The following is a 14,287-nucleotide window of genomic DNA, read 5'->3' as shown; positions in this document are numbered from 1 at the left end:
CTTGAAGTTTGCCGCTTATAGCTTGTAGCTATACCCACCACAGATTGCGTGATATGGCCGCGAACGGTTTGCCGGTATGATAGGCGCCCCTGCCGTCCGGATTGTGAAATACACCATGACCTTGCAGTACCCAACCATCGCCGATTGCGTCGGCAATACGCCCCTGGTTCGCCTGCAGCGCATCGCTGGAGAAACCAGCAATACCCTCCTGCTCAAGCTCGAAGGTAACAATCCGGCAGGCTCCGTGAAGGACCGCCCGGCCCTGTCGATGATCGCCCGCGCCGAACTGCGCGGTCAGATCAAGCCCGGCGACACCCTGATCGAAGCCACCTCCGGCAATACCGGTATTGCCCTGGCCATGGCAGCAGCGATCAAGGGCTACAAGATGATCCTGATCATGCCCGACAACTCCACCGCAGAGCGCAAGGCAGCGATGACTGCCTACGGTGCCGAGTTGATCCTTGTGACCAAGGAAGAGGGGATGGAAGGCGCCCGCGACTTGGCCGAGAAGCTGCAGGCCGAAGGCCGCGGCCTGGTTCTGGACCAGTTCGCCAACGGCGACAACCCGATTGCCCACTACAACAGCACCGGCCCGGAAATCTGGCAGCAGACCCAGGGCACCATCACCCATTTCGTCAGTTCCATGGGCACCACCGGCACCATCATGGGCTGCTCGCAGTACCTCAAGGAGCAGAACCCGGCGGTGCAGATCGTTGGCCTGCAACCGATGGAAGGCTCGGCCATTCCGGGCATCCGCCGCTGGCCCGAGCAGTACCTGCCGAAGATCTTCGATGCCACCCGCGTTGACCGCGTCATGGACATGTCCCAGCACGAAGCTGAGGACACCATGCGCCGCCTTGCCCGTGAAGAGGGCATTTTCTGCGGCGTGTCTTCCGGTGGTGCGGTCGCAGCCATGCTGCGCCTGTCCCGTGAAGTGGAAAACGCGGTAATGGTCGCGATCATTTGCGACCGTGGCGACCGTTACCTGTCCACCGGCCTGTTCGACCCGAGCTAAATGTCCAGAAAGAAAACCAACAGCGGCCTGCGCTTCCAGCCGGCCGGCGGTAACCGCACGCCCCAGGTCCCCGTGGGCAAAAAGCAGCGCCTGGAGATCGAGCGCCTGGCCGGTGACGGCCGTGGCATCGCTTTTTACGACGGGCGTACCTGGTTCGTCAGCGGCGCCCTGGCCGGTGAAGCGGTCGAGGCACGCGTGCTCAATGCCCGTGGCAAGGTAGTCGAGGCGCGCCTGGAGCGTGTGCTGCAGGCCAGCCCCGAGCGCCGCCAGGCGCCGTGCCGCCATTACGAGCGGTGTGGCGGCTGCAACTTGCAGCACCTGCCGCATGAGGCGCAGCTGGCGCTCAAGCAGCGTACCTTGGCCGAACAGCTGCAACGGGTTGCCGGTGTGCAACCGCAAGAATGGGCGGCGCCATTGAGCGGGCCGGAATTCGGCTATCGGCGGCGGGCGCGCGTGGCGGTGCGCTGGGATGTCAAAGCGCGTCAGCTGGAGGTAGGGTTCCGTGCCGAGGCCAGCCAGGACATCGTCGCCATCGACGACTGCGCCGTGCTGGTACAGCCTTTGCAGTCGATTCTGCGGCATCTGCCGACCGTGCTGCGTTCGTTGGGCAAGCCCCAGGCCATCGGCCACGTCGAGCTGTTCAGCGGCACGGCCGAAGCGCTGCTGGTACGCCACGTGGCGCCGCTGCCGGCCGATGACCTGGCGCGTCTGCAGGCATTCTGCAGCGAGGCCAAGGCGCAGCTGTGGCTGCAGGGTGAAGGTGAACCGGTGCCGGTGGATGCTGGCGCGAAGCTGGGCTTCACCTTGCAGCCTTGGCAGTTGGAGCTGGCCTGGCGCCCGGGTGATTTCGTTCAGGTCAACGCCCAGGTCAATACCGCAATGATCGAGCAGGCTCTGGCCTGGCTCGCTCCGCAGGCCGACGAGCGAGTGCTCGACCTGTTCTGTGGCCTGGGCAATTTCGCCCTGCCGCTGGCCCGCCAGGCGCGGGAAGTGGTGGCGGTCGAAGGTGTGCAGGCCATGGTCGATCGGGCTGCGGCCAATGCCCGAGACAACAATGTGCATAACGCACGGTTTTTTCAGGCCGATTTATCCCAGCCTTTGGCAGGCGCCGGATGGGCCGCCGAGGGCTTTTCTGCGGTACTCTTGGATCCACCGCGCGACGGTGCTTTCGAGGTGGTGCAAGGCATCGCACGCCTCAAGGCCAAGCGGCTGGTTTATGTATCATGCAACCCGGCCACGCTGGCGCGAGACGCCCAGGTGCTGGTCGGCCAAGGGTACCGGTTAAAAAGGGCCGGGATTCTCGACATGTTTCCTCAGACGGCGCATGTCGAGGCCATGGCGTTATTCGAAGCGGGCTAGCAGGCTGGCCCCTTGGTGCGGTTCCCATGGACTGGGAGCCGTACGGTGATAGCCAGCGCTCCGAGTGGTGCGCTGTATGGAAAGGTAAAACAAAGATGGTACAGGTGAGAGTGCACCAGCCGGTCAATACGGACGGCAGTATCAATCTCGAAGCATGGCTGGATCATGTGGTGAGCGTCGATTCGGCACTGGATCGCGCGGCACTCGAAGAGGCCTGCGAGTTCACCCAGGAAATCGAGAAAAAGGGCAACCCGGCCAAGCATTCCTGGGCCGATGGTACCTCCAGTTTCCAGGCCGGCCTGGAAATCGCCGAAATCCTCGCCGACCTCAAGCTCGACCAGGATTCGCTGGTGGCGGCGGTGATCTACCGCTCCGTGCGCGAGGGCAAGGTGACCCTGGCCGAGGTCGGGCAGCGTTTTGGCCCGGTAGTGTCCAAGCTGATCGACGGCGTGCTGCGCATGGCTGCCATCAGTGCCAGCCTCAGCCCGCGCCAGTCGTTGGTGCTGGGCTCGCAGGCGCAGGTCGAGAACCTGCGCAAGATGCTGGTGGCGATGGTCGACGATGTGCGCGTGGCGCTGATCAAGCTCGCCGAGCGTACCTGCGCGATCCGTGCGGTGAAGTCCGCCGATGACGAGAAGCGTCTGCGTGTGGCGCGTGAGGTGTTCGACATCTATGCGCCGCTGGCCCATCGTCTGGGCATCGGCCACATCAAGTGGGAGCTGGAAGACCTGTCCTTCCGCTACCTGGAACCCGATCAGTACAAGCAGATCGCCAAGCTTTTGCACGAGCGCCGTCTGGACCGTGAGCGCTTCATCAGTGATGTGATGAACCAGTTGCAAAACGAACTGCTGGCCACCGGGGTCAACGCCGACATCAGTGGGCGGGCGAAACACATCTATTCGATCTGGCGCAAGATGCAGCGCAAAGGCCTGGAGTTCAGCCAGATCTACGACGTACGTGCGGTGCGCGTGCTGGTACCGGAAGTGCGCGACTGCTATACCGCGCTGGGTATCGTCCACACCTTGTGGCGGCACATTCCCAAAGAGTTCGACGACTACATCGCCAACCCCAAGGAGAACGGCTACCGCTCGCTTCACACCGCGGTGATCGGCCCCGAGGGCAAGGTACTGGAAGTGCAGATCCGTACCCACGGCATGCACGAAGAGGCCGAACTTGGCGTCTGCGCCCACTGGCGCTACAAGGGCACCGACGTCAAGCCCAGCTCCAACCACTACGAAGAAAAGATCTCCTGGCTGCGTCAGGTGCTCGAATGGCATGAGGAACTGGGCGACATCGGTGGCCTGGCCGAGCAGTTGCGGGTCGATATCGAGCCGGATCGGGTCTATGTATTCACCCCCGACGGCCATGCCATCGACCTGCCCAAGGGCGCCACGCCGCTGGACTTCGCCTACCGCGTGCACACCGAGATCGGCCACAACTGCCGTGGCGCCAAGATCAACGGGCGCATCGTGCCGCTCAACTACAGCCTGCAGACCGGCGAGCAGGTGGAGATCATCACCAGCAAGCACGGCAACCCGAGCCGGGACTGGCTGAACTCCAACCTGGGGTACGTCACCACTTCGCGGGCCCGGGCCAAGATCGTCCACTGGTTCAAGCTGCAGGCCCGCGATCAGAACGTCGCCGCCGGCAAGACGTTGCTCGAGCGCGAGCTCAGCCGCCTGGGCCTGCCGCAGGTAGACTTCGAACGCCTGGCCGAGAAGACCAACGTCAAGACCGCCGAGGACATGTTCGCCTCGCTCGGTGCCGGTGACCTGCGCCTGGCGCATTTGGTCAACGCTGCCCAGCAGTTGCTCGAACCCGAGCGTATCGAGCAGATCGAGCTGGTACCGCGCAAGCCTACCGGCCCGCGCACTGGCAAGCGTGGCGACATTCAGATCCAGGGCGTCGGCAACCTGCTCACGCAGATGGCCGGTTGCTGCCAGCCGCTGCCGGGCGATGCCATCGTCGGCTACATCACCCAGGGCCGCGGCGTGAGCATTCACCGCCAGGACTGTGCCTCGGTGCTGCAGTTGGCAGGGCGTGAGCCGGAGCGCATGATCCAGGTCAGTTGGGGGCCGATACCGGTGCAGACCTACCCGGTCGATATCGTTATCCGTGCCTACGACCGCCCAGGTTTGCTGCGTGACGTGTCGCAGGTGCTGCTCAACGAGAAGATCAACGTGCTGGCGGTCAACACCCGCTCGAACAAGGAAGACAACACCGCGCTGATGTCGCTGACCATCGAGATCCCGGGCCTGGATGCGCTGGGGCGTCTGCTGGGCAGGATTTCGCAGTTGCCGAACATCATCGAGACGCGGCGTAATCGTACCCCTTGAAACTGCGGTGGCTTCTCGTGGGCTTGCCCGCGACGAAGTCACCGCCGAAGGACCTGCTTACATGACCTATTCCCTCGAAGACCTGCTGCACCTCATGGCCCGGCTGCGCGACCCGCAGTACGGTTGCCCGTGGGACCTCAAGCAGAACTACGCCAGCATCGTGGCGCACACCATCGAAGAGGCCTATGAGGTTGCCGACACCATCGAGCGCGGGGATTTCGAGCACCTGCAGGGCGAACTCGGTGATCTGCTGTTCCAGGTGGTCTACTACAGCCAGCTGGCCCGGGAGGAGGGGCGTTTCGAGTTCGACGGTGTGGTCGATGCCATTACCCGCAAGCTGATCCGCCGTCACCCCCATGTATTTCCCACCGGTGAGTTGTACGCACCGCTGGACACGCCCAGCCTGAGCGAGGCCCAGGTCAAGTCACGCTGGGAAGAAATCAAGGCCCAGGAGCGCGCCGAGAAAAGCGAGCCCGAACAGCTGTCGCTGCTCGATGATGTGCCGGCTGCACTGCCTGCCCTGTCGCGGGCGGCCAAACTGCAAAAGCGTGCCGCCACCGTCGGTTTCGACTGGCCAGACGCCTTGCCGGTGCTGGACAAGGTCCGCGAGGAGCTCGACGAAGTGCTGCAGGCCATGGCCGACGGTGATGCCGAGGCCCTCGAGGATGAAGTCGGCGACCTGCTGTTCGCCGCCGTCAACCTGGCCCGCCATCTCAAGCAAGACCCGGAAAACGCACTGCGTCGCGCCAACCGCAAGTTCGAACGGCGTTTTCGCTTTATCGAACAGGCATTGCGCGACAGCGGTCGCCCCATCGAATCGTGTAACCTTGACGAACTGGACGCCCTTTGGGGGGAAGCCAAACGTCAGGAAAAGAACCTGCCCAGCTGCGGCTGAGTGGCTGAATAAGTGAGTGAACATCCATGAGTCTTTCCCTTCGCGATCAATTGCTCAAGGCCGGTCTGGTCAACCAGAAGCAGGTCTCTCAGGCCAACAAGGCCCAAAAGAAACAGAAACGCCTGGAGCACAAGGGCCAGGTCGAAGTCGACGATACCCAGCAGCGCCTGGCCAAGGAAGCCATGGCCGAGAAGGCCAAGCGTGACCAGGAACTGAACCGTCAGCAGCAGGAAAAGGCCGAACAGAAGGCCCGTGCCGCGCAGATCAAGCAGTTGATCGAGGCGACTCGCCTGCCCAAGCTCACCACCGAGGACTACTACAACTTCGTCGACGACAAGAAGGTCAAACGCATTGCGGTGAACGCCCTGATGCGCAGCAAGCTGAGCAATGGCGCGCTGGCGATCGTGTCGTTTGGTGGGGGGTACGAAGTCATCCCTCGCGAGGCAGCGGTGAAGATCCAGGAGCGCGACCCCCATCGCATCCTGCTGCTCAACACCCATGTCGAGGAAGCGGATGAGGACGATCCGTACGCTGCGTACAAGATCCCTGACGACTTGATGTGGTAAGCATGAAAAACCCCGCCTAAGCGGTAACGCCTATTGGGGCTGCTTCGCAGCCCCATCGCCGACAGGTACAGCACAAACCTCAAGTACTGCGCGGTACCTGTAGGAGCCGGCATGCCGGCGATGGGCCGCAAAGCGGCCCCAAATCAAAAGACTGTGTGGGTCATTGCGTAGCGCGCTGGTTTTCCAGCACTTCAAGCTCTACCCGGTATTGGTGGGCTTCGTGTTCATTGTGGAACATCCCGACCAATTCACCTTGCTGGTGCACATCCCAGATCCGCACGCCTGCGGCCAGGCCTTCGTGGGACATTTTCGATTCGTCGCGTTCGGTTACTTGGACTGTCATCGTTAAACTCCACTGCTCAGTTGGTTGCGACATAATGTCGCGCACTTCTTTTATAGAGTTTGTTAGCAGCCTAAGTAAATAAAATGACCATGAAACAAGTTTCATGTTGCCCAGGCAAAAAGAAGCCCCGCACAGGGCGGGGCTACGGATCTTGCGGGCTGCGGCTTAGTTGCCTTTGACCGACTTGCCGTCGACCGTACCATCCTGCAGCACGATCACATACTCCTTGCCATCGGTCTCGACCTGGCGCAGTTGTACCAGCAGGTAGTCCCAGTCCTTGGCGAACCACAGCTCGGTGATGCGCTTGCTCTGGCTCGGGTCGCGCACGCGTTCGACCTTGACCGCCTCGACCTGGCCAGTCTTTGTGGTGACCTTTTCGGTACCCAGCACGCGGAAATCGTAGGTGTCGATCTCGTCACCATCGACCACCTGGTAGGTCATGCTTTTCTTGCCGGCGGCCACATCATGCTGCAGCGCCAGCTGATAGGAGGACTTGTCCAGCACGCCGCGGTTGAGCGGCAGGCTGACGGCATCGCCCCGATCGCTGCCGGTGACTTTCTTGCCGTTCCAGTCGAAGGTGAGGTCGACTTTCTTGGCTTTGCCCAGGCCGCCACGCTCGAAGTGATACTTCTGCGGCAGCAGGGTGTCGTTGTCCATGCGCAGGGTGCTTTGCTCGGTCAGGCTGGCGATCATCATGGAAGCCTTGAAATTAAGGTCCCAGGTACCGTTGGCATTTTTGACCAGGCTGCGCTCGGCAGTGCCGCTCATGGGGAGTTGCTTCCAGTCGGCGGTGTAGCTGGCCGAGAAGGGTTTCAAGTCGGCTGCCTGGAGGGGCAGGGCGAGCACGGCGAGAGCCAAGAGCAGGGCGCGACGCATAAATTCTCCTAGGGTCGGATCAAATGGCCACTGGCCGGCAGTGGCTGGCCGTCCAGTAATGCACCCTGTTCGCCCAGGCGCAAGCGCCCCTCGGCAAACCAGTGCACTGCCAGCGGGTAGATCTGGTGTTCCTGTTGGTGTACCCGCTGGGCCAGGCTTTCGGCGCTATCGCCTGACACTACCGGTACCACAGCCTGTACGACCAGAGGGCCGCCATCGAGTTCCTCGGTGACGAAGTGTACGCTGCAGCCGTGCTCGGCGTCGCCTGCCTCCAGGGCCCGTCGGTGAGTATGCAGGCCCTTGTATTTGGGCAGCAGCGACGGGTGGATGTTGAGCAGGCGGCCCTGGTAGTGGCGCACGAAGCCGCCACTGAGGATACGCATGAAGCCGGCCAGCACCACCAGGTCGGGCGCGAAGCCGTCGATGCGCGCCATCAGTGCCGCATCGAAGGCTTCACGGCCGTCGAAGCCGGTGTGGTCCAGTACGGCGGTGGCGATACCCGCCGCCGCCGCGCGTTGCAGGCCGTAGGCGTCGGCGCGGTTGGAAATCACCGCAGCGATGCGTACCGGGCTGTGTTCACCACGGCTGCTGTCGATCAAGGCTTGCAGGTTGCTGCCCGAACCCGACAGCAGTACCACAACATTACAGGGCTTGCTCGGCATCAGTGTGCCTTGAGGTTCTGCAGCTCGACCTGGGCAGCGCCTTCAGCGGCTTGTTCGATGCGGCCGATGACCCAAGGCTGCTCGCCTTCTGCGCGCAGAACATTCAGTGCTGCTTCGACCTGGTCCTGCGCCACGCAGATGACCATGCCCACGCCGCAGTTCAGTACGCGGTGCATCTCGTGCTCATCGACGTTGCCTTTTTCCTGCAGGAAGTCGAATACCGCAGGGCGCTGCCAGCTGGCCACGTCAACCACGGCCTGGGCGTTTTTCGGCAGAACGCGCGGGATGTTGTCCAGCAGGCCGCCACCGGTGATGTGGGCCATGGCCTTGACGGCGCCGGTCTGCTTGATCAGTTGCAGCAGTGGCTTGACGTAGATGCGGGTCGGCGCCATCAGCAGGTCGGTCAGCGGCTTGCCGTCGAGCTGGGTGTTCTCGATGTCGGTTGCCGACACTTCGAGGATCTTGCGGATCAGCGAGTAGCCGTTGGAGTGCGGGCCCGAAGACGGCAGGGCGATCAGCGCGTCGCCGGTAGCGACCTTGGAGCCGTCGATGATCTCGGCCTTTTCCACCACGCCGACGCAGAAACCGGCCAGGTCGTAGTCTTCGCCTTCGTACATGCCCGGCATTTCGGCGGTTTCGCCGCCAACCAGGGAGCAGCCGGCCAGTTCACAGCCGGCGCCGATGCCGGTAACCACGGTCGCAGCGACGTCGACGTTGAGCTTGCCGGTGGCGTAATAGTCGAGGAAGAACAGCGGCTCGGCGCCGCAGACCACCAGGTCGTTGACGCACATGGCGACCAGGTCCTGGCCGATGCTGTCGTGCTTGTTCAGGTTCAGCGCCAGGCGCAGCTTGGTGCCGACGCCGTCGGTGCCGGAGACCAGCACCGGCTGCTTGTAGCCGGCCGGGATCTCGCAGAGGGCGCCGAAGCCACCCAGGCCACCCATGACTTCAGGGCGTGCGGTGCGTTTTGCCACGCCCTTGATGCGTTCGACCAGTGCTTCGCCGGCGTCGATGTCTACACCGGCGTCCTTGTAGCTCAGGGAGGGTTGCTTGCTCATTGATCCAGGCCTTTAAGAGGGAGGGATTCGTAAAAACGACCGTGACGGCCAAGGCCGGCTGGGGAGCGGCGGCTGCCTGAAACGTCAGAGGTCTGTGAAGGCGCGCGATTTTATCAGGGTTGCCGTGCAGCGGCCATCCTCAGGCCGACGGGCAGGGCAGTAAATTGCTGAAAAAGGCTCGCGGGTGGTTGATGCAGTTCCTTCTGTATAAGCTGCAAGCAGTGAGCCCCAAGCCGCAAGCGAAAGCGTTGGGGTTCTGACTGCTTTTTCTTACAGCTTGAAGCTTGCAGCTTGAAGCTCGACTGGACAGGAATCCTCAATGCGTCTTCTCAATTATCTGTCAGCCGGCTGCCTTGCCTTGGTCAGTATTGCCGCCCAGGCCGAAAACGTTGCCGGGCTCTATCAGGTGCGCGAACCGCTCGAAGGGCAGGGCGCTGAAGCCCGCGCCGCAGCCACCACCAAGGCACTCGATACATTGGTGCTGCGCCTGACCGGCGACCCCAAGGCGCCGCAAAAACCGGCGCTGGCCGAACTGCGCAAGGACCCGCAACAGATCATCAACCAGGTCGGTACCGAGGCCGGCCCGCCTGAGTCGGTGATGGTCGAGTTCGACCCGGGCAGCACCGAGCGGGCCTTGCGCAAGGCCGGGCTGGCGCTGTGGGGCAGCAACCGGCCGTCGATCCTCGGCTGGTGGCTCAACGACAGTGTCGAGGGCAGCAGCCTGGTTGGCGATGGCCAGGCCAGCGCCCAGTCGCTGCGCCGTGCCGCCCAGCACCGCGGCCTGCCATTGCGCCTGCCGCTGGCCGACCTGCAGGAACAACTGGTGGCCAACGCCAAGCAGCTCGAAGGCAACGACCCGGCGCCACTGCGCGAAGCTTCCGAGCGTTATGGCGCCGACGCCCTGTTGGCAGTGCACGCGCTTGAAACCGATGGCAAGTGGCAGGGCAAATGGCAGTTGTGGCTGGGCGACAAGCGCGAGGAAGGTAGTGCCGAAGGCGCTGACCAGGCCGCATTGGCCGATGCCGTGATGCTCGCCGTCAGCAACCGCCTGGCGCCACGTTACGTAACCCGGCCAGGTGCCAGCAGCCAGTTGCAAGTGCAGGTGCAAGGCGCGAACCTGCAGCGTTACGCTGAGCTGAACCGCGTTCTCGAACCTTACGGCCCGCGCCTGCAAATGGCCGACGGCAAGACGTTGACCTACGGCGTCACTGCCAACGCTGAGCAGTTGCGCGCGCAGCTGGGCCTGGCCAAGTTGCAGGAAGTCCCGGCTGAGCAGGCGCCTCCCGTCCCGTCCCCGGCAACGCCTGCACCCGCAACCGAGGCTGCGGCAGGGCAACCTGCGACGGCTGCCGTAGCCCCCAAACCGTTCGACGGCCTGCGTTTTCGCTGGTAAGGAAGAGCGACCATGACTGATATGCGCCGTTGGATCTGGCTGGGCGCAGCCCTGCTGATTGCCCTGCTTCTTTATGGCCTGCACAACATCCTCTCACCCTTTTTGGTGGGTATCCTGCTGGCTTATCTGGCCGACCCGCTGGTCGACCGCCTGGAGCGCATGGGGCTGTCGCGGACCTGGGGCGTGGTGGTGGTATTCAGCCTGTTTACCTTGATCCTGCTGGTTCTGCTGCTCATCCTGATCCCGATGCTGGCCAAACAGCTGGTGCGCCTGTACGAACTGACGCCGCAGATGCTCGACTGGTTGCAACATGTGGCGCTGCCCTGGGTACAGAGCCGCCTGGGCCTGGCCGACGGGTTCTGGAAGTTCGACAAGATCAAGGCCGCCGTCAGTGAACACATGGGCCAGACCACTGACATCGTCGGCATGCTGCTGTCCCAGGCCACTGCGTCGAGCCTGGCGCTGCTGGCCTGGCTGGCCAACTTCGTGCTGATCCCGGTGGTGGGCTTCTATCTGTTGCGCGACTGGGACCTGATGATGGCCAAGTTGCGCAGCCTGCTGCCGCGCCAGCGCGAGGCGCAGGTGGTCGGGCTGGCCGCAGAATGCCATGAGGTGCTGGGGGCGTTCGTGCGTGGCCAGTTGATGGTCATGCTGGCGCTCGGCGTGATCTATTCCGCCGGGCTGATGCTGGTGGGGCTGGAGCTGGGGCTGCTGATCGGCATGCTGGCCGGCCTGGCGGCCATCGTGCCCTACATGGGCTTCATCATTGGCATCGGTGCGGCGCTGGTGGCCGGGCTGTTCCAGTTTGGCGGCGATCTGTACCCGATGCTGGGTATCGTTGCAGTGTTCATGGTCGGCCAGGCGCTGGAAGGCATGGTGCTGACACCGTTGCTGGTGGGTGACCGTATCGGCCTGCATCCGGTGGCGGTGATCTTCGCCATCCTGGCCGGGGGCGAACTGTTCGGCTTTACCGGCGTGCTGCTGGCCTTGCCGGTGGCGGCAGTGGTCATGGTGCTGCTGCGCCATGTGCATGACCTGTACAAGGAATCGGACATGTACGCGGGGGAGGTCGACCCCGATCTATAAGCCAGACTGCCTTGCAACTCGTTGATTTTGCTTGTGCTACGTGCCTTCGCGATTGTGCCCCCCGCATTGCGGGTATAGACTTTGCACACCGATCACCCTAGGCCCCCTGTGGTCCCCCGACCGCCCGCGAGCATGAAACCACCGATCCAGTTGCCCCTGGGTGTGCGCCTGCGCGATGACGCCACCTTCATCAACTACTATCCGGGCGCCAATGCAGCGGCATTGGGCTACGTCGAGCGGCTGTGCGAAGCCGACGCCGGCTGGACCGAGAGCCTCATCTACCTGTGGGGCAAGCAGGGTGTCGGCCGTAGCCATCTGTTGCAGGCTGCCACACACCGCTTCCAGCAGCGTGGCGAAGCCGCTGTGTACCTGCCGCTGGCGCAGTTGCTCGACCGGGGCATCGGGTTGCTCGATTACCTGGCGCAGTACGAGCTGGTGTGCATCGATGACTTGCATGTGATTGCCGGCAAGGCGGAGTGGGAAGAGGCGATGTTCCATCTGTTCAACCGCCTGCGCGACAGCGGCCGGCGCCTGCTGCTGGCGGCCTCGGCCTCGCCGCGCGAACTGCCGATCAAGCTGCCCGACCTCAAGTCCCGCCTGACCCTGGCGCTGGTATTCCAGATGCGCGGCCTGTCTGATGAAGACAAGCTGCGCGCCCTGCAATTGCGCGCCTCGCGCCGTGGCCTGCACCTGACCGACGAAGTCGGCCATTTCATCCTTACCCGTGGTACGCGCAGCATGAGTGCGCTGTTCGACCTGCTCGAGCGGCTCGATCAGGCTTCTTTGCAGGCGCAGCGCAAGCTGACCATCCCGTTCCTGAAAGAAACGCTCGGCTGGTAAGCCCTTAAATACGGGGCTTTGAGCGGAAAAACGAAAAAGTCACATCTTTTTCGATAAAATTTGCAAATGGCCCTGATAGAAGGCATAGTTTCCCCCTTCTAAAGGACTACAGACACGGTCGTGCCCATGCTCAAGCGCTTCGCACCCCTCGTGCCCCTCGCACTCGTGACCCTGCTGATTGGCTGCGCGGCCCAAGGCCCTGTTTCCCAGCCCCAGGATCACACCCCGGTCGCCTCCCAGTCGGCGCCCGAGGCCAAGGCTTCGGTATCGTCCGTATTCGGCGAGCAGCAAGAGCTGGCCACTGAAGATGACCTTCAGGCGTTCTCCAGCAACAGCAAGCCTTATCAGTTGCCAGTATTGGCCGACAGCATCCTGGAGCGCGGCATGTCCCTGATCGGTACCCGTTACCGCTTCGGTGGTACCTCGCAGGCGTCCGGTTTCGATTGCAGCGGTTTCATCGGCTATCTGTTCCGCGAAGAGGCCGGCATGAACCTGCCGCGCTCGACCCGCGAAATGATCAAGGTCGATGCGCCCAAAGTTGCCCGCAACAAGCTCAAGCCAGGTGATCTGCTGTTCTTCAGCACCAATGGCCGTGGCCGTGTCAGCCATGCTGGCATCTATCTTGGCGACAACCAGTTCATCCATTCCAGCAGCCGCCGCAGCGGTGGTGTGCGCATCGACAACCTCGGTGATCGCTACTGGAGCAAGACCTTCATCGAAGCCAAGCGCGCCTTGGCCATGGCGCCAGCGAGCAATATCGCACGCAACTGATATCAAAATGATGTACTCTGCCGCGGCGACGATGCTTGAAAAGCTCGTCGCCGTGCGCATTTACAGAATGCGTCTAATCTAAATTCTCAACACTTTTCGGTTGCAGCCCAGCGATCTCAGACAGGATGTTCTGGCCATGGTGATGATGGCGCGCTTCGCACTCCTTTCCCTGGTGGCATTGCTTGCCGCCTGCTCCGGCCGTGCCCCGGCACCGGCGCCTGTGGTACAGCCACAGGTCCCGTACAGCCAACCCATAGCGTCCCCGGTTGCCAACGACGTGCTGATCCGTGCAATCGGCCTGGTGGGTACGCCGTATCGTTGGGGCGGCAACACTCCCGACTCCGGTTTCGATTGCAGTGGCTTGATCAACTACGTCTACCGGGACGCGGCGGGCATCAGCCTGCCTCGCTCCACGCGAGAAATGATCGTCATGCGTGCGCCGACCGTAGACGTTCACTCACTGCAATCGGGCGACCTGGTGTTCTTCGCTACCAGCGGTGGCTCGCAGGTGAGCCACGCCGGTATCTATGTGGGCGAAGGGCGGTTCGTGCATGCTCCGTCCACCGGTGGCACCGTGCGCCTGGACTACCTGTCCAACAGCTACTGGTCCAAAGCCTACCTGCAGGCAAAACGGGTGATTACCCAGGGGCACCTGGCACAGAACCCCTGATGGCGAAACCGGCCACTCGCAAGGTGGCCGATGCGCGCCGCGCGGGCCGCGCTCCCTATCGAGAGCGCCTGAACCCTCAAGCGAAATCCCCGCCCTTCGATTGACGCTCCCGGTGCAACACTCTAACCTTCGCGCGTGTTTCAGGTGCCCTGCCAGCCCGTCTGGGCAGGGTGAAACTGGGAAGCCGGTGTGCGCCTGCAAGGTGCGAGTCCGGCGCTGCCCCCGCAACGGTAGGTGAGTCAAAAGCCGCGCACGGCCACTGGATACCAGTATCCGGGAAGGCGCGCAGGCCCGGGCCAACGCCCGCTCACGAGCCCGGAGACCGGCCTGTCACTGCCAACGGCATCACGGAGGGTGATGCGCGGTGCACCGTGGCATCTGGCCACGGCTCCTGCGCGTTCTCCGTCTGCCCGCCTA

At 63.0% G+C, this 14,287-nt stretch carries 14 protein-coding genes and 1 riboswitch; of the genes, 10 read left to right on the top strand and 4 right to left on the bottom strand.

Translation table 11 applies throughout. The annotated features are described in order from the left end of the window. The first annotated feature begins 115 nt into the window (after positions 1-115). The 5 genes from cysM (at position 116) to ACEWE8_RS12435 (ending at position 6,171) form a co-directional block, all read left to right on the top strand. A complete protein-coding gene (gene cysM / locus ACEWE8_RS12455) occupies positions 116-1,015 on the top strand; it encodes a cysteine synthase CysM (protein WP_039602020.1) in 900 nt (299 codons plus the stop codon). After that, positions 1,016-2,374 (top strand): 23S rRNA (uracil(1939)-C(5))-methyltransferase RlmD, encoded by a 1,359-nt coding sequence (gene rlmD / locus ACEWE8_RS12450; RefSeq protein ID WP_046787453.1) that lies wholly within the window; start codon positions 1,016-1,018, stop codon positions 2,372-2,374. Positions 2,375-2,469: 95 nt separating this feature from the next. Then, on the top strand, positions 2,470-4,710 hold the full coding sequence (gene relA, locus ACEWE8_RS12445) for a GTP diphosphokinase (RefSeq protein WP_046787452.1): 2,241 nt from the start codon (positions 2,470-2,472) through the stop codon (positions 4,708-4,710). Between the two features lie 61 nt (positions 4,711-4,771). Continuing rightward, the gene (gene mazG, locus ACEWE8_RS12440; RefSeq protein ID WP_012313133.1) at positions 4,772-5,605 is read left to right on the top strand and encodes a nucleoside triphosphate pyrophosphohydrolase; all 834 of its coding nucleotides are present in this window, start codon (positions 4,772-4,774) and stop codon (positions 5,603-5,605) included. A gap of 26 nt (positions 5,606-5,631) precedes the next feature. Continuing rightward, positions 5,632-6,171, top strand: a complete 540-nt coding sequence (locus ACEWE8_RS12435; protein ID WP_012313134.1) for a DUF2058 domain-containing protein — start codon at positions 5,632-5,634, stop codon at positions 6,169-6,171. A gap of 160 nt (positions 6,172-6,331) precedes the next feature. On the opposite strand, the gene ACEWE8_RS12430 is transcribed toward ACEWE8_RS12435, so the two are convergent. From ACEWE8_RS12430 to purM, 4 genes are all read right to left on the bottom strand, one after another. Then, the gene (locus ACEWE8_RS12430; protein WP_046787451.1) at positions 6,332-6,514 is read right to left on the bottom strand and encodes a hypothetical protein; all 183 of its coding nucleotides are present in this window, start codon (positions 6,512-6,514) and stop codon (positions 6,332-6,334) included. Between the two features lie 165 nt (positions 6,515-6,679). Further along, complete coding sequence (locus ACEWE8_RS12425; protein WP_012313136.1) at positions 6,680-7,390, bottom strand: DUF3108 domain-containing protein; 711 nt, start codon at positions 7,388-7,390, stop codon at positions 6,680-6,682. An 8-nt stretch (positions 7,391-7,398) separates the two neighbouring features. Further along, a complete protein-coding gene (gene purN / locus ACEWE8_RS12420) occupies positions 7,399-8,052 on the bottom strand; it encodes a phosphoribosylglycinamide formyltransferase (protein WP_046787450.1) in 654 nt (217 codons plus the stop codon). After that, positions 8,052-9,110, bottom strand: a complete 1,059-nt coding sequence (gene purM, locus ACEWE8_RS12415; RefSeq protein WP_012313138.1) for a phosphoribosylformylglycinamidine cyclo-ligase — start codon at positions 9,108-9,110, stop codon at positions 8,052-8,054. Before purM ends, purN begins: the two co-directional genes overlap by 1 nt. A 319-nt stretch (positions 9,111-9,429) precedes the next feature. On the opposite strand from purM, the gene ACEWE8_RS12410 reads away from it, so the two are divergent. The 5 genes from ACEWE8_RS12410 (at position 9,430) to ACEWE8_RS12390 (ending at position 13,870) form a co-directional block, all read left to right on the top strand. After that, on the top strand, positions 9,430-10,503 hold the full coding sequence (locus ACEWE8_RS12410) for a DUF2066 domain-containing protein (protein ID WP_046787449.1): 1,074 nt from the start codon (positions 9,430-9,432) through the stop codon (positions 10,501-10,503). 12 nt (positions 10,504-10,515) lie between these two features. After that, positions 10,516-11,589, top strand: a complete 1,074-nt coding sequence (locus ACEWE8_RS12405; RefSeq protein WP_046787448.1) for an AI-2E family transporter — start codon at positions 10,516-10,518, stop codon at positions 11,587-11,589. Positions 11,590-11,721: 132 nt separating this feature from the next. Continuing rightward, positions 11,722-12,429, top strand: coding sequence for a DnaA regulatory inactivator Hda (hda, locus tag ACEWE8_RS12400; RefSeq protein ID WP_039601502.1), 708 nt, complete (start codon positions 11,722-11,724; stop codon positions 12,427-12,429). Positions 12,430-12,555: 126 nt separating this feature from the next. Then, the gene (locus ACEWE8_RS12395; RefSeq protein WP_046787447.1) at positions 12,556-13,200 is read left to right on the top strand and encodes a C40 family peptidase; all 645 of its coding nucleotides are present in this window, start codon (positions 12,556-12,558) and stop codon (positions 13,198-13,200) included. A 136-nt stretch (positions 13,201-13,336) separates the two neighbouring features. Next, complete coding sequence (locus ACEWE8_RS12390) at positions 13,337-13,870, top strand: C40 family peptidase (protein WP_046787446.1); 534 nt, start codon at positions 13,337-13,339, stop codon at positions 13,868-13,870. Between the two features lie 125 nt (positions 13,871-13,995). Then, a riboswitch (cobalamin riboswitch) is annotated at positions 13,996-14,216 on the top strand. Positions 14,217-14,287: the final 71 nt, after the last annotated feature.

This window comes from Pseudomonas sp. TR47, from assembly GCF_044143025.1.
Lineage (GTDB): Bacteria > Pseudomonadota > Gammaproteobacteria > Pseudomonadales > Pseudomonadaceae > Aquipseudomonas > Aquipseudomonas putida_E.
This window is presented reverse-complemented; position numbering and strand designations above follow the sequence as displayed.